The sequence below is a fragment of the Citrobacter sp. LUTT5 genome, from assembly GCF_009905315.1.
GTDB lineage: Bacteria > Pseudomonadota > Gammaproteobacteria > Enterobacterales > Enterobacteriaceae > Citrobacter > Citrobacter freundii.
In genome coordinates, this window is the sequence record NZ_CP047606.1 from 3,586,680 (window position 1) to 3,608,920 (window position 22,241).

General features: G+C 54.3%; 20 protein-coding genes. 16 read left to right on the forward strand and 4 right to left on the reverse strand.

Going from position 1 to position 22,241, the window contains the following annotated elements:
• The first annotated feature begins 46 nt into the window (after positions 1–46).
• Positions 47–901 carry a co-chaperone YbbN gene (locus GUC46_RS17325; RefSeq protein ID WP_160180551.1) on the forward strand — a complete coding sequence of 285 codons (855 nt, stop codon included), beginning with the start codon at positions 47–49 and terminating at the stop codon, positions 899–901.
• 78 nt (positions 902–979) lie between these two features.
• Here the strand turns inward: GUC46_RS17325 and fetB are convergent, their stop codons facing one another.
• Positions 980–1,759 (reverse strand): iron export ABC transporter permease subunit FetB, encoded by a 780-nt coding sequence (gene fetB, locus GUC46_RS17330; protein WP_003835795.1) that lies wholly within the window; start codon positions 1,757–1,759, stop codon positions 980–982.
• Positions 1,746–2,423, reverse strand: coding sequence for an iron ABC transporter ATP-binding protein FetA (gene fetA / locus GUC46_RS17335; RefSeq protein ID WP_003021838.1), 678 nt, complete (start codon positions 2,421–2,423; stop codon positions 1,746–1,748). Before fetA ends, fetB begins: the two co-directional genes overlap by 14 nt.
• A gap of 134 nt (positions 2,424–2,557) precedes the next feature.
• On the opposite strand from fetA, the gene GUC46_RS17340 reads away from it, so the two are divergent.
• From GUC46_RS17340 to GUC46_RS17355, 4 genes are read left to right on the forward strand one after another with little or no spacing between them, the layout of a single operon-like run.
• Positions 2,558–3,475, forward strand: coding sequence for an SPFH domain-containing protein (locus GUC46_RS17340; RefSeq protein ID WP_003021835.1), 918 nt, complete (start codon positions 2,558–2,560; stop codon positions 3,473–3,475).
• On the forward strand, positions 3,472–3,930 hold the full coding sequence (locus GUC46_RS17345; RefSeq protein WP_048233207.1) for an NfeD family protein: 459 nt from the start codon (positions 3,472–3,474) through the stop codon (positions 3,928–3,930). The genes GUC46_RS17340 and GUC46_RS17345 overlap by 4 nt, the downstream gene beginning before the upstream one ends.
• A gap of 19 nt (positions 3,931–3,949) precedes the next feature.
• Positions 3,950–6,094, forward strand: a complete 2,145-nt coding sequence (locus GUC46_RS17350; RefSeq protein ID WP_057101245.1) for a hypothetical protein — start codon at positions 3,950–3,952, stop codon at positions 6,092–6,094.
• Entirely contained in the window at positions 6,064–6,780 is a 717-nt protein-coding gene (locus tag GUC46_RS17355) for a DUF3142 domain-containing protein (RefSeq protein WP_044699397.1), read from the forward strand. Before GUC46_RS17350 ends, GUC46_RS17355 begins: the two co-directional genes overlap by 31 nt.
• On the opposite strand, the gene cueR is transcribed toward GUC46_RS17355, so the two are convergent.
• Positions 6,777–7,187 carry a Cu(I)-responsive transcriptional regulator gene (cueR, locus tag GUC46_RS17360; protein WP_003021822.1) on the reverse strand — a complete coding sequence of 137 codons (411 nt, stop codon included), beginning with the start codon at positions 7,185–7,187 and terminating at the stop codon, positions 6,777–6,779. The two genes, GUC46_RS17355 and cueR, sit on opposite strands and share 4 nt — an antisense overlap.
• 290 nt (positions 7,188–7,477) lie before the next feature.
• Here cueR and GUC46_RS17365 point away from each other — a divergent pair, with 290 nt between their 5' ends.
• The 10 genes from GUC46_RS17365 to ybaK all read left to right on the forward strand — a co-directional run bounded on the left by GUC46_RS17365 (position 7,478) and on the right by ybaK (position 18,971).
• Positions 7,478–9,622, forward strand: a complete 2,145-nt coding sequence (locus GUC46_RS17365) for a TonB-dependent siderophore receptor (protein WP_003021819.1) — start codon at positions 7,478–7,480, stop codon at positions 9,620–9,622.
• A 2-nt stretch (positions 9,623–9,624) separates the two neighbouring features.
• On the forward strand, positions 9,625–10,449 hold the full coding sequence (locus tag GUC46_RS17370; protein WP_087879039.1) for a hemin ABC transporter substrate-binding protein: 825 nt from the start codon (positions 9,625–9,627) through the stop codon (positions 10,447–10,449).
• A gap of 18 nt (positions 10,450–10,467) precedes the next feature.
• The gene (gene hutW, locus GUC46_RS17375; RefSeq protein ID WP_160180554.1) at positions 10,468–11,805 is read left to right on the forward strand and encodes a heme anaerobic degradation radical SAM methyltransferase ChuW/HutW; all 1,338 of its coding nucleotides are present in this window, start codon (positions 10,468–10,470) and stop codon (positions 11,803–11,805) included.
• 12 nt (positions 11,806–11,817) lie between these two features.
• Positions 11,818–12,312 carry a heme utilization cystosolic carrier protein HutX gene (gene hutX, locus GUC46_RS17380; protein ID WP_003021812.1) on the forward strand — a complete coding sequence of 165 codons (495 nt, stop codon included), beginning with the start codon at positions 11,818–11,820 and terminating at the stop codon, positions 12,310–12,312.
• Positions 12,312–12,935, forward strand: coding sequence for an anaerobilin reductase (chuY, locus tag GUC46_RS17385; RefSeq protein WP_003021809.1), 624 nt, complete (start codon positions 12,312–12,314; stop codon positions 12,933–12,935). Before hutX ends, chuY begins: the two co-directional genes overlap by 1 nt.
• Positions 12,936–12,986: 51 nt before the next feature.
• Positions 12,987–13,979: an iron ABC transporter permease gene (locus GUC46_RS17390; protein ID WP_071696862.1), complete on the forward strand. Its 993-nt coding sequence runs from the start codon at positions 12,987–12,989 to the stop codon at positions 13,977–13,979.
• Positions 13,976–14,746, forward strand: a complete 771-nt coding sequence (locus tag GUC46_RS17395; RefSeq protein ID WP_048233197.1) for a heme ABC transporter ATP-binding protein — start codon at positions 13,976–13,978, stop codon at positions 14,744–14,746. The genes GUC46_RS17390 and GUC46_RS17395 overlap by 4 nt, the downstream gene beginning before the upstream one ends.
• A gap of 147 nt (positions 14,747–14,893) precedes the next feature.
• On the forward strand, positions 14,894–17,395 hold the full coding sequence (gene copA / locus GUC46_RS17400; protein WP_160180556.1) for a copper-exporting P-type ATPase CopA: 2,502 nt from the start codon (positions 14,894–14,896) through the stop codon (positions 17,393–17,395).
• A gap of 100 nt (positions 17,396–17,495) precedes the next feature.
• Positions 17,496–18,290: a TraB/GumN family protein gene (locus GUC46_RS17405; protein WP_016149720.1), complete on the forward strand. Its 795-nt coding sequence runs from the start codon at positions 17,496–17,498 to the stop codon at positions 18,288–18,290.
• Between the two features lie 201 nt (positions 18,291–18,491).
• Positions 18,492–18,971: a Cys-tRNA(Pro)/Cys-tRNA(Cys) deacylase YbaK gene (gene ybaK / locus GUC46_RS17410; protein WP_048233194.1), complete on the forward strand. Its 480-nt coding sequence runs from the start codon at positions 18,492–18,494 to the stop codon at positions 18,969–18,971.
• 107 nt (positions 18,972–19,078) lie between these two features.
• Here the strand turns inward: ybaK and ushA are convergent, their stop codons facing one another.
• Positions 19,079–20,731, reverse strand: a complete 1,653-nt coding sequence (gene ushA, locus GUC46_RS17415) for a bifunctional UDP-sugar hydrolase/5'-nucleotidase UshA (protein ID WP_016149719.1) — start codon at positions 20,729–20,731, stop codon at positions 19,079–19,081.
• A gap of 174 nt (positions 20,732–20,905) precedes the next feature.
• Here ushA and fsr point away from each other — a divergent pair, with 174 nt between their 5' ends.
• Positions 20,906–22,126 (forward strand): fosmidomycin MFS transporter, encoded by a 1,221-nt coding sequence (fsr, locus tag GUC46_RS17420; protein ID WP_003021788.1) that lies wholly within the window; start codon positions 20,906–20,908, stop codon positions 22,124–22,126.
• Positions 22,127–22,241 lie beyond the last annotated feature (115 nt).

Genomic DNA, 22,241 nt, shown 5'->3' on the forward strand with positions numbered 1-22,241 from the left:
GCGTCAGCCCCCATGTAACAAGAAATCGACAAAAGAGAGTAACTCCATGTCCACACAGAATATTGTTAACATTAACGAATCGAACCTGCAGCAGACCCTTGAACAGTCGATGACCACGCCGGTCCTGTTCTATTTTTGGTCTGAGCGCAGCCAGCACTGCCTGCAATTGACGCCGGTACTGGAGAGCCTTGCCGCCCAGTACAACGGTCAGTTTATTCTCGCCAAGCTCGACTGCGACGCCGAGCAGATGATCGCTTCTCAGTTTGGCCTGCGCGCCATCCCTACCGTTTATCTGTTCCAGAACGGTCAGCCAGTGGACGGATTCCAGGGCCCGCAGCCGGAAGAGGTTATCCGCGCACTGCTGGAAAAAGTGTTGCCGAGCGAAGAAGAGCTGAAAGTGCGTCAGGCTATCGAATTCATCGAAGCCGGTAATCACGCGGATGCACTGCCGCTGCTGAAAGAAGCCTGGCAGATCTCCAACCAAAGCAGCGAAATTGGCCTGCTGCTGGCGGAAACGCAAATCGCCCTCAATCGTTCTGACGATGCCGAAGCGGTGCTGAAAACCATTCCGTTGCAGGATCAGGACACCCGCTATCAGGGACTGGTGGCGCAGATAGAACTGCTGAAGCAGGCGGCGGATACGCCGGAAATCCAACAGCTGCAGCAGCAAGTCGCCAGCAATCCGCAGGATGCGGTGCTGGCAACTCAACTAGCCATCCAGTTACATCAGGTCGGACGTAACGAGGAATCACTGGAACTGCTGTTCAGCCACCTGAAGAAAGATCTCACTGCTGCCGACGGTCAGGCACGTAAGACCTTCCAGGAGATCCTTGCCGCACTCGGAACCGGCGATGCGCTGGCCTCAAAATACCGCCGCCAACTGTACGCACTGTTGTACTAATCCGTTTGATTTTGCCCGATGGCGCTTGCGCTTATCGGGCATACAAATTCTACCAATACCGATCCCTCCGGCATCACATCACGTCTTCTTCAAATGCGTTACGACTAATTGGTGGCGCGAATTATAGAACTTCCGATAAGTCAGGTAGCAGGCAATAATGGTCGACAGGCTGGCGGTAGAAAGCAGCATAAACGTCACCATAATCTGATATTTAATCGCTTTTACTGGATCAATACCCGCGAAGATCAACCCGGACATCATCCCCGGTAAACTTACCAGCCCTACCGTTTTTGCAGAGTCGATCGTTGGGATCAGCGAGGCGCGAATACTGTCGCGAATCAGCGGCGCAGAGGCCACTTTCGGCGTCGCGCCGAGGCTAAGTTTTTCCTGAATTTGCTGCTGTTCGCTGTTAAACCGCTGTCCCAGATTGTTGTAACACAGCCCCACTGCCACCATCGCATTGCCTGCAATCATGCCGGAGATCGGGATGACCTGCATCGGCGTGAACTCGATAGAGCCAGACAAAACCAGCACCGCCAGCGTTAGCCCCGCCCCCACCGTGATAGCGATAAACGACGAGAGGAAAGCTTTATCAATATATTTACTGCGCTTTTGTGCGTTATAAGCCGCGTTAAAGCAGATAAACAGCACCATCAGTAAGGTCAGAATACTGTGGTTAACGCCAAAAATATATTTCAGCACATAGCCGACGATAATCAGCTGAACCACTGCCCGGCAAACGCTCCAGAGAATATCTTTCTCCAGCGCCAGTTTTTCTTTGTGGCTAATCAGAATCGCCACCACCACCAGCATCATCGCTAATGCCAGGGACTCATTGGTAATATTATGCTCGTTCATTGCGTGCTTCCTGCATTTCTCCGGCGTGCGGTTGAAGGGTTATGACATTATCCGCATGCGTAATTTCATCTTTGTCGTGCGTCACCCACAGCACCGCAATATTCTTATCGCGAACATAGTGGTGAATTAATTCGTTCACATTACGTTTATTAGCCTCATCCAGCGCGCTGGTGATTTCATCAAGCAGCAGAATTTTGGGCAGAAACTGCAAATTACGAATTAGCGAGACGCGCTGCTTCTCGCCACCGGACAGCTCATTGATGCTTTTTTTGAGGATCGTCTCGGGGAGATCAAAATGGGCCAGATCGCTCAGAAACGCATCCGGCTCCGGACGTTTGTTACGGATTTGCCAGGGGAAAATGAGGTTGTCGTAAACGGTGTCACCAAATAAAGCAGGCGTTTGCGCACAATAGGAGACCTGCTGGCGATACGTTTCCGGCTTGAGGGTATTGATCTCCTTGCCTTCAAAGAGAATTTCACCGGCAGTCGGACTCATTAATGACGCCACAATCTTGAGTAACGTACTTTTCCCGCAGCCGGACTGGCCGGTAATCAGCTTAAATTCTCCGGCGCGGAGATCAAAACTGATGTTATTGAGAACCTGCGTCTCCCCTGCCTGCCATGCGACATTTTTTAACTGAAGCAGAATGCTGCTTTCTTCCATTACCCATTCCTTTTTTACATCTTTCGTGCAGACAGTCTATGCCTGTAATTTATTATAAGGGAGCCCACCTTGATAAATCGGGTATAATTTGATTAATGAGGCAGTAAAGGACAGCACAACAGGAGGTTTCATCAATGCTCATTTTTATTCCTATTCTTATTTTTGTCGCGCTGGTGATCGTCGGCGCTGGCGTCAAAATCGTCCCGCAGGGATATCAGTGGACGGTAGAGCGTTTTGGCCGTTACACCAAAACCCTGCAACCGGGTTTAAGCCTTGTTGTGCCGTTCATGGACCGCATTGGTCGTAAGATCAACATGATGGAACAGGTGCTTGATATCCCTTCTCAGGAAGTCATCTCCAAAGATAACGCCAACGTCGCAATTGATGCCGTGTGCTTTATTCAGGTGATCGATGCGCCGAAAGCAGCCTATGAAGTCAGCAACCTGGAACTGGCGATTATCAACCTGACCATGACCAACATTCGTACCGTTCTCGGTTCGATGGAACTCGATGAAATGCTTTCCCAACGCGACAACATCAACACGCGCCTGCTGCATATTGTTGATGAAGCCACGAATCCCTGGGGCATCAAAATCACCCGTATCGAGATCCGCGACGTGCGTCCTCCGGCAGAACTTATCGACGCGATGAACGCGCAGATGAAAGCCGAACGTACCAAGCGTGCCTACATTCTTGAGGCCGAGGGGATCCGTCAGGCAGAAATCGTCAAGGCCGAAGGTGAGAAACAGTCGAAGATCCTTAAAGCGGAAGGTGAACGCCAGTCCGCGTTTTTACAGGCTGAAGCGCGTGAACGTTCAGCAGAAGCCGAAGCTCGCGCAACGCAGATGGTGTCTGAGGCCATTGCCGCTGGGGATATTCAGGCAGTGAACTACTTCGTGGCGCAGAAATACACTGAAGCGCTGCAGCATATCGGCTCGTCGAATAACAGCAAAGTGGTGATGATGCCGCTGGATGCCAGCAGCCTGATGGGCTCTATTGCCGGGATCGCCGAACTGGTTAAGGACAGCGCCAGCGAGCGGAAAAAATCATGATAGCGATGATTCTGGTGCATCCGCACATCTTCTGGCTCAGCCTCGGCGGTTTGCTACTCGCCGCCGAGATGCTGGGCGGCAACGGCTATCTGCTGTGGAGCGGCGTAGCGGCGGTAATTACCGGTCTGGTCGTCTGGCTCGTTCCGCTAGACTGGCCGTGGCAGGGGGCGATGTTCGCCGCCCTCACCCTGCTGGCGGCGTGGCTGTGGTGGAAATGGCTGGCAAGGCGCGTTCAGGAGCAGAAACCCGCCGACAGCCATCTTAACCAGCGCGGACAGCAGCTGGTTGGCCGACGATTTATTCTGGAAACCGCCCTGGTCAATGGTCGCGGACACATGCGCGTCGGCGACAGTTCCTGGCCCGTTAGCGCCAGCGACGATTTGAGCGCCGGTACGCAGGTTGAAGTCATTGCCGTTGAAGGGATAACCCTGATTATTAAAGCGGTATCACATTAAAAAGACAGGAAATAAGACTATGGTCAGGAAGACACCCCTTGCCTTTGCCCTTTGCACATTACTGACCGCCGCCCCGCAGGCATTCGCCTCTTTCGATATGGAAGACTGCAAATGGAGCGACGACAGCTGCCTGCTGAAAGGCACGCCGACCTTTAACCCTGAAAACGACAGTCGCGACAACCTGCTGCGGCTGCTGAGTCAGGAAAAATCATTTGCTCTGCCGGTGCAATCAATGCCAGCGGATATCACCCGCTCCCGGGATTTCTATTTTGCCTATCACCCGCAATGGGATGAGGCAGCCCCGCAGCCAGCCGCTGCGCCGGCATCCGCCGCAGACAGCCCACTCTCCCGACAGATGGCCGAACTGAACATTAGCGCAGACGAAATAAACGTCAACGACGCTGAGCTTGAGAACCGTCATGTTTCAAATAACACCGAGAGCGTCAGCGCATTTTTTGCCGCACTGCTGGCCGACCCGACGTTAACGGCGGAACAGCGCCAGGCCTTAGCCCAGGCGCGTACGGGGCTGCTATCCGGGGCAACCCGCGAGCAAATTGAGTCTTCACTTGCCACCCTCCCGGCTGATTCACCGGCTCAGTCCTATAAAAATTATCTGGCCGCAGCTGCCAGTTTCTATGCCGGTGATTATGCCAGCGCCGAACGGGATTTCACTCAGCTTGCCAAAAGTGAGCGCCCGTGGCTGGCAGAGACCGCGCAATACATGCTGATGCGTGCGGCCTTGAACAAGAGCAGCCAGAACAGCGTGGGCGAGTACGGCGATTTTGATATTGCAAAAATTAACCGCGAGGACGCGACTCAGGCTCAGACGCAGGCACAAACCTACCTGCAACGCTTCCCGCAAGGCCTGTATGCCGACTCCGCGCGCGGTATGCTGCGTCGCATCAACTGGTATTTACAGGCGTGGCCGCAGCTGGCCGGGTTGTATGAGCAGACGCTCCAGCAGTCGGCTGACGCTCGGCAACTGCGAGAAATAGTCATCGAATACGATAATGTCTACGGTATGGCGTTCTACGAACAGTCCGTGGTGGAAGCATTCCCCGATGCGCCGCTTGTCAGCTATATCGAACTGCTGCGCGCGATGCGTCTGGATAACAACAGTAAACCCACGCTGACCCAGGCGCAGCTCGATGCCAGCAAACCGGTGTTTGAGCAGAGCCAAAAACTGCCGCTATGGCGCGATCTGCAACTGAATCTGTGGCTGGCGACGGAGAACTACGCGGCGATTATTCAGGCAGTTACGCCAGCGCAGAAACTTGCCGTTCACGATACCCTCGCCTTCAGCGAACAAGTGCTGTACGGCGAAGCGCTGATGGGCCAGAAGAACTGGAGCGCGGCGCGTGATTTCTGGCTGCAGTTGCTAAAACTCAGCCAGGACAACGAACAGCAGCAGTATGTACAGGCTAAGCTCGCCGCAACGCTGGTTTATAGCGGCGACGTGGCGGCGGTATTTGCCCCAGAAAGCGCAGTAACCAACCTGCGTTTTCGCTCGCAGATACTGAAAACACAGGCCTCGCCTGAACTGCTGCGCCAGCAGGCCATCCATGGACCTAACAATGAAGAGCGTACCATCGCCCTGCATACGCTGCTGGTACGCGATCTTACCGAAAACCGCTTTGGCGACTGGTTGAATGACAGAAAACTGACCAGCGCCATTACTCCGCCGGTTATTGGCGACGCGTTTGATGACGTTAATCTGAGTATTTTCGACTGGAACGGCGACGCTGCCGAGCGCGGTTACACCTGTCGCAGCCTCAATGAAACGGTAACGGTATTGAGCAAAAAAGCGGATGATGCCCACGCGCTGAACTGCTTAGGTGAATTCTTCCGCACCACGCAAACCCACGTCGATTTGTGGAAAAACAGTGCTGGCAACGACGTACTTGAATCAGCAATATCGCGCAAGGAGCCGTTCGGCCAGTTCGACAGGCAAAGCTACTATCAGCAGGTAATCACTTCGCCGAAAGCAGAGGTTGAAGACAAGAGCTTCGCGCTGTATCGCGCCATCATGTGCTATGCGCCGTCAGGCTCTAACGAGTGCGGCGGTGAGGAAGTGGATAAACTACAGCGTAAAGGCTGGTTCACCCAACTGAAAACGCAGTATCCGGGAAGTCCGTGGGCGCAAAAACTCAAATACTACTGGTAACCGCGCTGCTGACAGGCCAGCCGCAGGCGGCGGATATCGTCGCCGCCCGTGAGCATCCGGCCTTCTGGCTGTGGTCAGGCGTGAAGGCCAGTGATGAGCTGAAAGACGCACAAACGGTCTATCTGCATCAGGGTGAGGTGCTGGTTCGTTCGGGTAACGTGGTTTTCCAGCGTCTCGGGCTGCCGGTCAGCCGCCTGTCTTTTCCCTCGATCTGGCTGACCGTGCGCTTTACCACGCTCGACGTACCGGAGGCGATCCCGGCTCGCATCATAAGATTGATGCAACGCTGGCAGACCGCCGGGAATCATGTAGTCGGCCTGCAGGTTGATTTTGACGCGGCGACCCATCAGCTTGCCGATTACGCCCGCTTTCTGCAGCAATTACGCCAACAGTTACCGGCCGAGTTTGCACTTGGCGTGACTGGACTTCTGGATTGGGCAAAAACGGGCGACGTCGCCACGCTGAATGCGCTGGCGGTCGATGAACTGGTGGTCCAGAGCTATCAGGGCCGTCATACGGTAACGAATTATCAGGCGTATCTGCCCGCACTCAGTCGTCTGCGCATTCCGTTTAAGCTGGGGCTGGTGCAAAACGGTAGCCGGGACCCGCAGGCTGAAGCGCAGCTTGAGAAATCCCCGTGGTACCGCGGGACGGTGGTATTTATGCTTAATCCCCCTCGCCGTTAAGCCTTCGCTTTATGGTGGCAGCAGCCGGAGAGGTTATCAATGATCGGGCATTCGGCGCTGTCATCGCCAGGGCAACTCTCCGCCAGTGCCAGCAAATGCAAGCGCATGGCCTGCAGCTCGCTGATATGCCGCTCAATGTCCGCGACCTTTTCTAAGGTACGCTTTTTCACATCTGCGCTATGACGCGCCGGATCGTTAAACAGATTCACCAGTTCGCCGCACTCTTCGAGATTAAAACCCACCTGGCGTGCCTGGCGCAGCAGCGTAAGTTCATTCAGATGCTGTTGGTTGTATGTGCGATAGCCATTTTCGCTACGCAGCGGCGGCGTCACTAAGCCTTTTTCTTCATAAAAACGTATCGCTTTGCTGGTCAAACCGGTTCTTTTCGCAACATCGCTAATATTCACATTTCCCCCGCGGATCTTGTTGGTACTGAGCCCCATTATAGCCCAGATTGTCCTAATGATTTACCCGAGAACCCTGCACATTTCCCACCATTACCGCGATGCACAAATCCTTTTAATTCACATTGTTATATCCGATTCAGATCACATTTATGCATTTAATGACTGCACGAAATTGACTCAAATCAAAAGATATATTGGTTCTACATCTTTCATCTTGAACAAAGGGAAACAATTTTATATATAAACGCGAATGATAATGATGATCATTTACATTCAATAAAGGTTCTCTTATGTTGCCACGGAATAACCAAAGGCCATTTATTCTTTCAGCCCTGACATTATGCATGTCCGGCGCCGCTTTTGCAGCTACCTCTCCAACACACGCTTCTACGTCTGACGAAGACACGGTTATCGTCACGGCTAACCGCACAGAAAGTAGCCTTTGGGATAGCCCAGCAACCATCCAGGTTATCGATCGCCAGACGCTGCAAAACTCCACCAGCGTTTCTATTGCTGATGATTTACAAGATATTCCCGGCGTCGAAGTCACCGATAACGCCCTCGCAGGGCGGAAACAAATTCGTATCCGTGGCGAAGCGTCTTCGCGGGTGCTGATTTTGATCGACGGCCAGGTCGTCAGTTACCAACGTGCCGGACAAAACTACGGAGCCGGTTTGCTGATTGACGAATCCGCGCTGGAACGGATTGAAGTGGTCAAAGGCCCCTATTCTGTCCTCTACGGTTCGCAGGCGATTGGCGGTGTCGTAAACTTTATTACCAAAAAAGGCGGTGATAAGCCTCTCGGCGGCAGCGTTAAGGCTGTTTATAACTCCGCAACGGCAGGATGGGAAGAGTCGGCAGCGGCCTGGGGCAGCATCGGAAACTTTGACTACCGCATCAATGGCAGCTATTCCGACCAGGGGGACCGCGATACGCCTGACGGAAGATTGCCCAACACCAACTTCCGTAATAATGGCCAGGGCGTATGGCTGGGTTACAACTTCGATCGCCACAAAATTGGGCTCTCCCTCGATCGTTACAAACTGTCTACTCAAACCTGGTTTGACGATCCAGAGGGCCAGTTCGACGACTTTAGCGTCAAAATACCTAAGCTGGAACGCGAGAAAATCGGTCTTTTCTACGACTACGCGGCCGATGGGGATTACCTGAAGAACATCCATGTTGACGCATACAGCCAGACAATAGAGCGCAAATTTGAAAACCGGGTCAAAACGACCCAGGTTATCCCCAGCCCGATGATTAAAGCGCTGACGGTCAGCAATCAGACCAATACCAACGACAAACAGTATACCCAAGGGGTAACGCTACAGAGCAACTTCTCCCTGCCTGCTAACAACGAGCTGGTGATTGGCACTCAATATCAGCATGACAAAATAAAACAGGACACGGACGGCAGTACGCGCCAGACCGCAGCTACCGGCTTCTTCGATACGCAAACACGTACCCTGTCATACAACGAAGCGGAGCAAAGCAACACCTCATTGTTCGCGCAAAACGACTGGCGCTTTGCCGATGACTGGACGTGGACCGTAGGCGCACGCCAGTACTGGCTGTCTTCGAAGCTCAAGCGCAACGATACGCAAACCCTGCAAAGCAGCGGCAGCACCTGGCAATCTACCGGAGGAAATTCCGTTCACGATGATGAACTGGTGACCTCAACCAGCCTACGCTATTCCGGTTTTAAAGATCTTGAACTCCGGGCTGCATATGCCCAGGGCTATGTCTTCCCCACGCTGACTCAGCTGTTTATGCAGACGTCCGCAGGCGGCAGCGTAACCTACGGCAATCCAAACCTGAAGGCGGAACACTCGAATAACTATGAGCTGGGTGCACGGTATAAAGGGAATATGTGGCTGATTGACGGCGCCATTTATTACTCCGAAGCCAAAGACTATATCGCCAGCCTGGCCTGTTCAGGTCAACCCGTATGCAGCGGTAATACCACCTCTTCACGGGGCGGCTATTACTACTACGACAACATCGATCGGGCCAAAACCTGGGGCATGGAACTCACCGCAGAATACAACGGCTGGGCAGTTTCACCTTACCTGAGCGGTAATCTCATTCGCCGTCAGTACGAAGGCAATACCCTTAAAACCTGGGATACCGGCGAACCCACTCTGACCGGGCGCGTCGGCCTGAAACATACCTGGTTGATGAACGCCGCTAACCTGACGTCCGATGTCTTTATCCGCGCGGCGTCCAGCGCCAAAGATAATACCGGCACCACGGAAATCAACTACCCAGGCTGGGCCACGCTTAACCTTGCATTCAACACCGAGTTCGGTCCGCAGGATCAGTATCAGGTCAACCTCGCGCTCAACAACCTGACCGACAAGCGTTACAGAACCGCGCATGAATCTATTCCAGACGCTGGTTTCAATGCCGCCGTTGGCTTTGCGTGGAATTTCTGACGATGAAAAAACTCTTGATTGGCTTACTGAGCCTCGCCTGCGTTTTCAGTGCCCAGTCCGCCGACCGCCTGGTGGTGGCGGGCGGCTCTCTTAGCGAACTGATATACGCCATGGGCATCGGCAACCGGGTGGTCGGCGTTGATGAAACCACCTCGTATCCACCCGAAACTGCCGCACTCCCGCATATCGGCTACTGGAAGCAGTTAAGCAGCGAGGGCATTTTATCGCTGCATCCGGACAGCTTTATCACCTGGCAGGATGCTGGCCCTCAAATCGTGTTGGATCAGTTGCGGGCGCAAAAAGTTAACGTCGTGACGTTGCCGCGCGTACCGGCCACCGTCGAACAGATGTACGCCAACATTCGGGAACTGGCTCAAACCCTGCGCATTCCCGAACAAGGTGAGACGTTGATCGATCGCATACGTCAACGTCTGGATCGCGTTCAGCACAACGTGGCAGCGAAAAACGCGCCGGTCAAAGCCATGTTCATTCTCTCCGCTGGCGGCAGCGCGCCACAGGTCGCCGGAAAAGGCAGCGTTGCCGATGCCATTATGACCCTCGCTGGCGCGCAAAATGTCGCCACTCACGCACAGTACAAAAGCTACAGCGCGGAATCGCTGATCGCCGCCAACCCAGAGGTGATCGTGGTGACGTCGCAAATGGTGGATGGCGGTCTGGCTCGCCTGAGCACGATTGCCGGGATTACCCACACTGCGGCCTGGAAAAACCAGCGCATTGTGGCGATTGACCAGGCGCTGATTCTGGGTATGGGGCCGCGCGTCGCCGATGCGGTTGAAGCCCTGTACCAGCAATTCTGGCCTCACTAACTGGATTTATAAAGAACAATGAAAACTGAACACTCGCTGGATCTCACCGCGCATTTTGCGCTCGAGGGAAGCCAGCCATTTAAGGATCGCCGCGCCTCGATGCCCTGGCGTGGGGCGATCCCGGTTGCCAAAGAGCTATTGTCACAAACCTGGCTGGAGGTCATCAGCCAGCCAACCCCACCGCGGAAACGGTTGGTGTACTTGCATATCCCTTTTTGTGCAACACATTGTACTTTCTGCGGTTTTTATCAAAACCGCTTTGAAGAGGATCACTGCGCCCGCTACACCAACGCGCTATTACGCGAAATAGAGATGGAAGCCGATAGCGCATTGCATCAGTCGGCCCCGATTCACGCCGTCTATTTTGGCGGCGGTACACCGTCTGCGCTGTCGGCACGGGATCTGGCCAGAATCATCACCGCACTACGTGACAAGCTACCGCTGGCGCCGGACTGCGAAATCACCATTGAGGGGCGGGTACTCAATTTTGACGATGCGCGAATAGATGCCTGCCTTGACGCTGGCGCCAATCGATTTTCGATCGGCATTCAGTCATTTAACAGCCGGATCCGCAAGAAAATGGCGCGCACTTCGGACGGCCCGACCGCGATGGCCTTTATGCAGGGGTTGGTAAAACGGGATCGAGCCGCCGTGGTCTGCGATCTGCTGTTTGGTCTGCCAGGACAGGACGCAAAGGTGTGGAGCGAGGATCTGGCGATTGCCCGCGACATCGGCCTCGACGGCGTAGATCTTTATGCTCTGAACCTGCTCCCTAATACACCGCTTGGCAAAGCGGTTGAAACCGGGCGCACAACGGTTCCCTCTCCTGCCGAACGTCGCGACCTCTATCTTCAGGGCTGCGATTTTATGGACAACGCGGGCTGGCGCTGCATCAGCAACAGCCACTGGGCGCGCACCACACGGGAACGCAATCTGTACAACCTGCTGATTAAACAGGGCGCAGACTGTCTGGCATTCGGCTCTGGCGCAGGAGGATCAGTCAATGGCTATTCCTGGATGGTCGAGCGCAATCTGACCACATGGCATGAATCCATCGCCGCCGGAAAAAAACCGCTCATGATGATGATGCGCACCGCCGAGCGTGGTTTCCAGTGGCGACACACCCTCCAGGCCGGTATTGAAACGGCCCGCGTCCCGCTGGATGAACTGACACCTCATGCACAAAAACTGACCCCGCTACTGACCCAGTGGCATCACGCAGGACTGACGCGAGATGCCAGCACCTGTGTACGCCTGACCAATGAAGGGCGTTTTTGGGCGAGCAATATTTTGCAGTCTCTTGATGAACTGATTCAGGCACTTAACGCGCCGCGCATTGCGGTAGAGCAACCATAAAAGGAGTGAAGTATGAGCCATGTCTCTTTACAGGATTTTTTGAAAACTGAGCCGGACGGTACGCTGGAAGCTATCGCAGCCCAGTACAACACCACGCTGCTGGAGGTGGTGAAAAACCTCCCCTCCCCGACGCTGGTTTCCGGCGATCAATTTGATACCGTCTGGGAAACCGTCAGCGAATGGGGCAAAGTCACCACCCTGGTCCATACTGCTGATGTCATACTGGAATTCACGGGTGAATTACCTTCAGGATTCCACCGCCACGGTTACTTCAACCTGCGCGGCAAAAAAGGCATGACCGGTCATATCAAGGCAGAAAACTGCACACATATCGCCCTGATTGAACGCAAATTTATGGGCATGGACACCGCGTCCATTCTCTTCTTTAACCAGGCGGGTAGCGCTATGTTCAAAATTTTCCTCGGTCGGGATGAGCATCGTCAGCTACTGGCCGACCAGGTCAGCGCCTTTCACGCGCTGTCTTCATCCTTAAAGGAACATGCCTGATGGCTCCATGGCTCATTTTTGGTGCAGGTGGTAGCGGCGTCGGCGCGAAAACACTGGCACTCGCACTGGCGGAACAACGTCCGGTGATTGCCGTCGTTCGCAACGCGCAGGTCGCTGCCGGGTTGCAGGAAAAAGGTGTGCAGGTCTTCATTGGCGACGCCTGCGACAGCCAGGTCACCGCCTGTGCCTGTCGCGCAGCGGGTCAACATGCCACGGTGATCTCCTCCATGGGCGGTGCCCAGGATTATCTGGCGCACAGAACCGTCATTGATGAAGCAGAAAAAGCGGAGATTAAACGCATGATTCTGGTGACTTCGCTTGGCTGTGGCGACAGTTGGCCCTTTTTGTCCCCACGCGCCAGGGCCGCATTTGGTCAGGCGGTACGCGAAAAATCGTTGGCTGAAAGCTGGCTACAAACCAGTCAACTGGACTACGCCATTCTCCGCCCCGGCGGTTTGCTGAACGGTGCAGCCACAGGTCAGGCGCAACGGATACAGGCCGAGGAGTGCCATGGTTTTGTGATGCGTGCAGATGTTGCAAGGCACATTCACGAACTGGCTACAGCCCCGTCACTCAATAACCAGATTTACAGTTTGGTTGAGCCAGGACTGAAACCCGCGTAAACCCCTCGCGGCGCGGGAACTTCGCGCCGCAAAGACGTTATGGAGCGTTGCGTGCTTAAGGACTCGCTTTCTTCCGTCAGCATTCTGACGGGTCTTTCTCTGTTGTTGGTCGCTCTGATGCTCTTCGGAGCCAGCCAGGGGGCGCTGAACATTAGCTTCAGCGCGCTGTTCAACGACGAATACCGTGACATCTGGTTGAACATCCGCTTGCCCCGTGTGTTGCTGGCCGTTCTGGTAGGCGCAGCGCTGGCAACGGCAGGGGTTATCATGCAGGGGCTTTTTCGCAATCCGATGGCCGATCCTGGCCTGCTTGGTGTCAGTAGCGGCTCCGCGCTGATGGTCGGTATCGCGATAGTTATCCCCTTTTCGTTTCCCGTGGTGTTGGTGCTGTATGAGCAGATGATTTTTGCCGTCGCGGGCAGCATGGTGGTCTGCACGATTATTTTCCTGATAAGCCAGCGTCATAGCCACGGCGGAATGATGCAACTGCTGTTAGCCGGTATCGCTATCAATGCTTTGTGCGGTTCGGCTATTGGCGTACTGAGCTATGTGGGCGATGAGCAACAGCTACGTCAACTTACGCTGTGGATGATGGGCAATCTCGGCCAGGCCCAGTGGCCAACGCTGCTGGTTGCCAGTACCTTTGTTCTTCCAGCCATTGCTGTCTCCGTCTGTATGGCGGGCACGCTTAATTTGCTGCAATTGGGTGATGAAGAGGCGCATTACCTCGGCGTGAACGTCAAACGTAAGCGCCAGCAGTTACTGTTGCTCAGCTCGCTACTGGTTGGTGCTGCCGTTTCCGTCAGCGGCGTAATTGGCTTTATTGGCCTGGTGATCCCACATCTGATCAGAATGACTACCGGTGCCGATCATCGCTGGTTGATTCCCTGCTCGACACTGGCGGGCGCCTGTCTACTCCTGATTGCCGATACGCTGGCCCGCACTCTGGTGCAGCCTGCCGAAATGCCCGTTGGTCTGTTAACCAGCCTGATCGGAGGACCGTATTTTCTGTGGTTAATACTGCGTAGCCGGAGGGTGTCATGATCGTTGCTGAAAATCTGGTTTACCACATTCAGGGCAGACGATTGACCGACGATGTTTCCCTGACGCTACCTGAAGGAGAGATTATCGCGATTCTGGGCCCGAATGGCGCCGGGAAATCAACGCTGCTCCGCCAGCTCACGGGTTATCTGCAACCTCACAGTGGGCGCTGTAGCTTATTCGGCAAGCCGCTGAACGAATGGTCAATCACCGAGCTGGCAAAAACCCGTGCCGTGATGCGCCAGAACAGTCATATGGCCTTCCCGTTTAGCGTGCAGGAAGTCATTCGCATGGGCAGGCATCCGTATCGCACGCGCAATACGGGCGATGAAACGGAACACATCATGACGTTGTGCGACTGCCAGGCGCTGGCCGCGCGCGATTACCGGCATCTGTCGGGAGGAGAACAACAGCGGGTACAGCTGGCACGTCTGCTGGTTCAGCTTTGGGAGCCCGTGCCTCGGCCCAAATGGTTATTTCTCGATGAACCTACCTCCGCCCTGGATATTCACCACCAGCAGCACCTTTTTCGTCTGCTGCGTCGCCTGGTGCGTGAACGGCAGTTTAGCGTCTGCTGCGTCCTGCACGATCTCAACCTCGCAGCGCGTTATGCCGACCGCGTGGTATTGATGGAACGCGGCAGGATTATTGATAACGGGTATCCGCAGGATGTCCTGAAGCAACGGGCGCTGAACGCGCTGTACGGTGCCGATCTCACGGTCATAAATGAACCGGAGCATCGAACGCCGCTTATCGTTCTCAATCAATAACAGACCGGGAACGCTCTGAGGTGACGTTCCCGTTTTTTCCCCCTTCGCCCCTTTTTTCATCTTTTCTAAAAACACCCTTGACCTTCCCCTTGCTGGAAGGTTTAACCTTTATCACAGTCAGTTAAACCTGCAATGAAGGAGTTGGTTATGTCTCAAACAATCGATCTAACCCTGGACGGTTTGTCCTGTGGTCACTGCGTAAAACGCGTTAAAGAAAGTCTGGAAAAACGTCCGGATGTTGAGCAAGCGGATGTTACCGTGACAGAGGCCCATGTTACCGGGAGCGCCAGCGCAGAAGCGCTGATTGAAACCATCAAACAAGCCGGTTACGGCGCGGAGTTAAGCCACCCAAAGGCTAAACCGCTGACGGAGTCATCAATCCCGTCGGAAGCACTGGCAGCGGTCCCTTCCGAGCTTCCGGCAGCTACGGCTGATGATGACAGCCAACAGTTGCTGTTAAACGGCATGAGCTGCGCCAGTTGTGTGACCCGTGTACAAAATGCATTGCAAAGCGTACCGGGTGTCACCCAGGCACGGGTAAACCTGGCGGAACGCACTGCGCTGGTAATGGGCAGTGCCTCCGCCGCAGATTTAGTGCAGGCGGTAGAAAAAGCAGGCTACGGCGCAGAAGCCATTGAAGATGATGCTAAGCGCCGCGAGCGTCAGCAAGAAACCGCCGTGGCAACCATGAAACGTTTTCGCTGGCAGGCAGCCGTCGCGCTGCTGCTGGGTATCCCTGTCATGGTATGGGGAATGATTGGCGACAACATGATGGTGAGCGATGACAACCGCAGCCTGTGGCTGGCGATTGGTCTGGCAACGCTTGCGGTGATGGTTTTCGCGGGCGGTCACTTTTACCGCAATGCGTGGAAAAGCCTGATGAACGGCACCGCGACTATGGATACGTTGGTCGCGCTGGGTACAGGGGTGGCCTGGCTCTATTCCATGAGCGTCAACCTCTGGCCGCAATGGTTCCCGATGGAAGCACGACACCTCTATTATGAAGCCAGCGCCATGATTATTGGTCTGATTAACCTCGGACACATGCTGGAAGCGCGGGCTCGCCAGCGCTCGTCCAAAGCGCTGGAAAAACTGCTTGATCTGACGCCACCGACCGCACGCGTCGTTACTGACGAAGGTGAGAAGAACGTGCCGCTGGCAGACGTTCAGGCGGGAATGTTGTTGCGCCTGACCACCGGCGACCGCGTGCCGGTCGATGGCGAAATCACCCAGGGCGAAGCCTGGCTGGATGAAGCTATGCTCACCGGTGAGCCGATTCCTCAGCAAAAAGGTGAAGGCGATAGCGTCCACGCCGGTACGGTCGTACAGGACGGCAGCGTGCTGTTCCGCGCCAGCGCCGTTGGCAGTCACACCACGCTGTCACGCATTATTCGTATGGTGCGTCAAGCGCAAAGCAGCAAACCGGAAATTGGCAAACTGGCCGACCGTATCTCCTCGGTGTTCGTTCCGGTCGTGGTCGCCATTGCGCTGGTCAGTGCGGCTATCTGGTATTTCTTTGGACCAGCACCGCAGATTGTCTATACGCTGGTCATTGCCACCACCGTTCTGATTATCGCCTGCCCTTGTGCGCTGGGTCTGGCAACGCCGATGTCGATTATTTCCGGTGTGGGGCGTGCCGCTGAGTTTGGGGTACTGGTACGCGATGCCGATGCGCTGCAGCGCGCCAGCACGCTCGATACTCTCGTCTTTGATAAGACCGGGACGCTGACTGAAGGCAAACCGCAGGTTGTCGCCATCAAAACGTTTGGCAACACCGATGAAGCGCGGGCAATTCGTCTGGCTGCAGCCCTTGAACAGGGTTCCAGCCACCCGCTGGCCAGGGCGATTCTGGACAAAGCAGGCGATGTCTCGCTGCCGCAGGTCAACGGTTTCCGTACGCTGCGCGGGTTAGGCGTCAGCGGAGAGACCGAAGGCCATACGTTGCTGCTGGGAAATCAGGCTCTGCTCAATGAACAGCAGGTTGATACCACTGAAATGGAAGCTGAAATCACCGCTCAGGCTTCCCAGGGTTCAACTCCGGTCCTGTTGGCGATTGATGGTAAAGCGGCGGCGCTGTTAGCGGTTCGTGATCCACTGCGTAGCGACAGCGTGGCAGCGCTCCAGCGCCTGCACCGCGCCGGGTATCGTCTGGTGATGCTGACCGGCGACAACCCAACGACCGCCAACGCCATCGCCAAAGAGGCGGGTATTGACGAGGTGATTGCGGGCGTTCTGCCGGACGGTAAGGCCGAGGCGATCAAGCGTCTGCAGAGCCAGGGGCGTCAGGTCGCCATGGTCGGTGACGGTATCAACGATGCACCTGCGCTGGCTCAGGCCGATGTAGGGATCGCCATGGGTGGCGGCAGCGATGTGGCGATTGAAACAGCCGCGATTACGCTGATGCGTCATAGCCTGATGGGCGTTGCGGATGCGCTGTCTATCTCCCGGGCAACGCTACGCAATATGAAGCAGAACCTGCTCGGCGCGTTTATCTACAACAGCATCGGCATCCCGGTTGCCGCTGGGATCCTGTGGCCGTTCACCGGCACGCTGCTCAACCCGGTAGTCGCCGGGGCGGCGATGGCGCTTTCTTCCATCACCGTGGTGAGCAACGCGAACCGATTGCTGCGCTTCAAACCTAAAGAGTAACCCTTTACCGGATGGCGCTATCAACTGCGCCATCCGGCAATTCACACATTGCGACTTTTCCGGCCACGCGCTAGCATGGTTCTCCACTTAGGGAGGTCGTATGGATTTGTTATACCGGGTAAAAGCATTATGGTCTGCACTGCGCGGCAACCACTATACCTGGCCTGCCATCGACATCTCTTTGCCCGGCAACCGCCATTTTCATCTGATTGGCAGCATTCACATGGGCAGCCGCGATATGGCGCCTCTGCCTGCCAAATTACTCAAAAAGCTCAAGCATGCCGATGCGCTGATTGTCGAAGCGGATGTTTCCGGTGACGACGCGCCGTTTGCCAACCTTCCGATCTTTGCTGCACTCGAAGAACGTCTCAGCCCGGAGCAGTTAGAAAACCTGCGTAAAGTCACCAACGAACTGGGCATTTCCCCATCCCTGTTATCTACTCAGCCGTTGTGGCAAATTGCCATGGTATTACAGGCAACGCAGGCACAGCAGCTAGGGCTGCGAGCGGAATACGGGATTGATTATCAACTGTTGAATGCGGCTAAACAGGCGCATAAACCGATAATCGAACTGGAAGGCGCATCCAGTCAAATCGAGCTGTTATGTCAGTTGCCTGATAACGGACTGGCCCTGTTGGACGATACTCTGACGCATTGGCATACCAATGCCAGACTGCTACAGCAGATGATGGGCTGGTGGCTTGAAACGCCGCCGCACAATAGCGAACTGACGCTTCCCAATACCTTTAGCCAGTCGTTGTATGACGTATTGATGCATCAACGCAACACAGCCTGGCGCGATCGGCTCAGAGCGATGCCTGCTGGTCACTACGTCGTGGCCGTTGGCGCACTGCATTTATACGGAGAAGGAAATTTGCCGGAGATGTTACGGTAAAAAAAATGGCCAATATCTCTATTGGCCCGTCAAAGAGGAATTTCATCATTATTATGATCCCGGCGCTTAAAGCGTCGGTGTAGTTCGATTGTCGCTCAAAGTCATCATCCTGCCAATACTATTGCGCAAGATGGTACTATTTTTTAGACAGACATCAGGCGTATGCTTGAGTCGTATTTTGTCTGGGCCAGGAAAATTGCTATGACACCCGCCGTTAAATTACTCGAAAAAAACAAAATTTCTTTCCAGATCCACACCTACGATCACGATCCGTCCGAGACGAACTTTGGTGATGAAGTGGTGCGAAAGTTAGGTCTGAACGCGGACCAGGTTTACAAAACGCTGCTGGTTGCCGTGAATGGCGACATGAAGCATCTGGCGGTCGCCGTCACACCGGTAGCAGGTCAACTGGATCTCAAAAAGGTTGCCAAAGCATTGGGTGCCAAAAAGGTCGATATGGCCGATCCCATGGCCGCGCAACGCACTACAGGCTATCTGGTAGGCGGTATTAGCCCGCTGGGGCAGAAAAAAAGATTGCCGACGCTTATCGATGCGCCTGCCCAAACGTTTGACACCATTTATGTTTCCGGCGGCAAACGCGGGCTGGATATCGAACTGGCAGCGAGCGATCTGGCGAAAATTCTGGATGCGAAATTCGCCGATATCGCCCGCCGGGATTAAGCGGTTATAGAATGAATGCCTGATGGCGCGCAGCTTTAAGGCCTACAAATCGCACTGACCTGTAGGCCGGATAAGGTGCCAGCACCGCCATCCGGCACTCCGCCCTGTTACTGCCAGCTCACCTCACCCTTCGGCTCATACGCACTGGCATCCAGCGGTGAGTTCTTCTGTACGTACTCTTTCAGCACTTCCGCATCAATAAACCCGGTATTCACATAGCCTGGTTTATTATCAATGCGCGGATAGCCATCACCGCCGGTGGCGTTGAAGCTCAGCGTTGCCATACGATAGGTTTTGGCTGGGTCAACAGGTTCGCCTTTGATTTTCAAATCGTTAAGTTTGCCGTCTTTCGCTACAAAGCTGACGTTGGCAAACTGCGGGTAGGCTCCGGAGTCCGGCTTCATTTGCGCCACCGCGGTCAGATAATCAATCACTTCTTTCCCGCTCATATCGGCATACACCACGATGTTGCCAAACGGCTGTACCTTCAGCACGCTCTTATAGGTGATATCGCCACCTTCGATGGAGTCACGGATACCGCCGCCGCTCATCACGCCAAAATCAGCGCTGGTTCGCGCCATTTGCGCAGCCAGCAGCAAGTGCCCCATATTGGTTTGCACGAAACGGACTTTGCTACGGTCGCCTTCGAGGCGCGCATTGACGCTACCGATTTTCACGTCGAGCTGCGCTTTACCTTTATTCTGGAACGGCGTCAGCAGCGAAAGCATTTGCTGATTTTCAACAATCTCCGGGGTGTAGAGTACGCGCTCACTTTTACCGTTGTCCCAGGTCACTTTTTTCTTCAGATTAACGGGAATGAGCTGGTAGTTAACCATTTTCATTTCGCCGTTACGGAACTCAAAGTCCGCCCGGCCCACGTATTTGCCCCACTCGTGTGCCTGTACAATCCAGATCCCATTTTGCTTATCTGGCGCACACGGCGTACCCGGTACGTAATCAACCTGCTTCTTATTTTCCGCAGCCATACACACCGGATCCTGCGAGTGGCCACCGACAATCATCGCCAGCGAACCTGCTGGCAGGCTGCGCGCCATTTCGACATCGCCAGGGGCGTTCGAGCCGTGGTTGCCGTTGTCATAATGTCCCATATGGGTGGTCGCGATAATGATGTCTGGCTTTTCACCCATATTCAGTTCCTGAATAACCAGTTTGGCTTCATCAGCAGGTTTACGGAATTCGATATCGGTAAAGAACTCGGGGTTGCCAATTTTCGCCGTATCGTCAGTGGTTAAACCAAGTACGGCAATTTTTAAATCCTGGCGCTTAAAGATGGCCCACGGTTTAAATAAACGCTCGCCGGAGCTTTTCTGATAAATGTTGGCCGAGAGAAACGGAAATTTGGACCATTTTTCCTGCTGGCGCAATACGCTAAGCGGATTATCAAACTCGTGGTTTCCGACCGCCATCGCGTCATAGCCAATCAGGTTCATACCGCGGAAATCAGGTTCCGCATCCTGCAGATCGGACTCCGGTACGCCGGTATTAATATCACCACCAGAAAGCAGCAGTACGCTGCCCCCTTCCTCAGCCACCTCTTTACGAATACCGTCCACCAGCGTTTTTTGCGCCGCCAGTCCGTATTCCCCATATTCGCTACGCCAGAAGTGACCGTGATGATCGTTGGTATGCAGAATGGTAATTTTGTAGGTTTTATCTTTTTCGTACGCCTGAGCTGGCTGACCTGCCAGCGTAAATGCGGCTAATAACGCCAGCGCCACGCCCCGTTTTAAAAACTTCATATTTCTCTCCCTGAGCCAAAATCAACGACTGAAATTACAATGATATGAAATAATAGTCGAAAATGTTTTCAGAAATGAGACTTCCTTCAAACACCTTCCGCAGGTATGTTAGTCAGGTAATAATAACAAATTAGATTACCCTCATAATCGCAACCCAAACAGAAGTGACTTTCTATGGCAATAAGTGAACCAACCCAGCCTGTGGCTGGCGCGTCAGCGTCGGTTGCTAAAGCACGCACCTCATTTGGCATTTTAGGAGCGATCAGCCTCTCCCATTTGCTAAACGATATGATTCAGTCGCTGATCCTGGCGATTTATCCGCTATTGCAGTCAGAGTTCTCGCTGACGTTTATGCAGATCGGGATGATCACTCTAACCTTCCAGCTAGCTTCTTCGCTGCTGCAACCGGTGGTGGGTTACTGGACGGACAAATACCCGATGCCGTGGTCGCTGCCCATAGGAATGTGCTTCACGCTGAGCGGGCTTGTTTTGCTGGCCATGGCCGGCAGCTTCCATATGGTGCTGCTCGCCGCGGCGCTGGTTGGCACCGGCTCTTCGGTATTTCACCCGGAATCGTCCCGTGTGGCGCGTATGGCCTCCGGCGGTCGCCACGGCCTTGCCCAATCGATTTTCCAGGTTGGCGGCAACTTCGGCAGCTCACTGGGACCGTTGCTGGCGGCTGTCATCATTGCGCCATATGGTAAGGGTAATGTGGCCTGGTTTGTTCTGGCTGCGCTATTAGCGATTGTCGTCCTGGCACAAATCAGCCGTTGGTATGCCGCGCAGCATCGGATGAGTAAAGGAAAGCCGAAGGTCGCTATCGTTAATCCGTTGCCGCGTAATAAAGTGGTGCTGGCTGTAAGCATCCTGCTGGTACTGATTTTCTCCAAATACTTCTATATGGCAAGCATCAGCAGCTATTACACCTTTTACCTGATGCAAAAATTCGGATTATCGGTACAAAACGCCCAGTTTCACCTGTTTGCCTTCCTGTTTGCCGTCGCGGCCGGGACGGTGATTGGCGGACCATTAGGCGATAAAATTGGCAGAAAATATGTTATTTGGGGGTCTATCCTCGGCGTTGCGCCATTTACCCTCGTTTTACCCTACGCAACGCTGGAATGGACCGGGATTTTAACCGTGATCATTGGTTTTATCCTCGCATCGGCGTTTTCTGCCATTCTGGTTTACGCACAGGAGCTGCTTCCTGGGCGTATCGGCATGGTTTCTGGGTTATTTTTCGGTTTTGCCTTCGGCATGGGTGGCTTGGGAGCCGCGGTGTTAGGGCTGATTGCCGACCATACCAGTATCGATTTGGTCTACAAAATATGTGCTTTCCTGCCACTTCTGGGGATACTGACCATATTCTTACCTGATAACCGACATAAAGCCTGATTTTCTGACGGCCAAAGGTAAACTTTGGTCGTCATCACTTACAGTGACCATCAGCGTTTGCCTCAAACATCCCCTCGTAGTTTTCCGATCCGTGCTTTTTTACGCTTAAAATCCC

Excerpts from the sequence above, each read along its gene's own strand:
- GUC46_RS17325 (WP_160180551.1), top strand. The coding sequence starts at position 47 with ATGTCCACACAGAATATTGTTAACATTAACGAATCGAACCTGCAGCAG.
- fetB (WP_003835795.1), bottom strand. The coding sequence starts at position 1,759 with ATGAACGAGCATAATATTACCAATGAGTCCCTGGCATTAGCGATGATG.
- fetA (WP_003021838.1), bottom strand. The coding sequence starts at position 2,423 with ATGGAAGAAAGCAGCATTCTGCTTCAGTTAAAAAATGTCGCATGGCAG.
- GUC46_RS17340 (WP_003021835.1), top strand. The coding sequence starts at position 2,558 with ATGCTCATTTTTATTCCTATTCTTATTTTTGTCGCGCTGGTGATCGTC.
- GUC46_RS17345 (WP_048233207.1), top strand. The coding sequence starts at position 3,472 with ATGATAGCGATGATTCTGGTGCATCCGCACATCTTCTGGCTCAGCCTC.
- GUC46_RS17350 (WP_057101245.1), top strand. The coding sequence starts at position 3,950 with ATGGTCAGGAAGACACCCCTTGCCTTTGCCCTTTGCACATTACTGACC.
- GUC46_RS17365 (WP_003021819.1), top strand. The coding sequence starts at position 7,478 with ATGTTGCCACGGAATAACCAAAGGCCATTTATTCTTTCAGCCCTGACA.
- GUC46_RS17370 (WP_087879039.1), top strand. The coding sequence starts at position 9,625 with ATGAAAAAACTCTTGATTGGCTTACTGAGCCTCGCCTGCGTTTTCAGT.
- hutW (WP_160180554.1), top strand. The coding sequence starts at position 10,468 with ATGAAAACTGAACACTCGCTGGATCTCACCGCGCATTTTGCGCTCGAG.
- hutX (WP_003021812.1), top strand. The coding sequence starts at position 11,818 with ATGAGCCATGTCTCTTTACAGGATTTTTTGAAAACTGAGCCGGACGGT.
- chuY (WP_003021809.1), top strand. The coding sequence starts at position 12,312 with ATGGCTCCATGGCTCATTTTTGGTGCAGGTGGTAGCGGCGTCGGCGCG.
- GUC46_RS17395 (WP_048233197.1), top strand. The coding sequence starts at position 13,976 with ATGATCGTTGCTGAAAATCTGGTTTACCACATTCAGGGCAGACGATTG.
- copA (WP_160180556.1), top strand. The coding sequence starts at position 14,894 with ATGTCTCAAACAATCGATCTAACCCTGGACGGTTTGTCCTGTGGTCAC.
- GUC46_RS17405 (WP_016149720.1), top strand. The coding sequence starts at position 17,496 with ATGGATTTGTTATACCGGGTAAAAGCATTATGGTCTGCACTGCGCGGC.
- ybaK (WP_048233194.1), top strand. The coding sequence starts at position 18,492 with ATGACACCCGCCGTTAAATTACTCGAAAAAAACAAAATTTCTTTCCAG.
- ushA (WP_016149719.1), bottom strand. The coding sequence starts at position 20,731 with ATGAAGTTTTTAAAACGGGGCGTGGCGCTGGCGTTATTAGCCGCATTT.
- fsr (WP_003021788.1), top strand. The coding sequence starts at position 20,906 with ATGGCAATAAGTGAACCAACCCAGCCTGTGGCTGGCGCGTCAGCGTCG.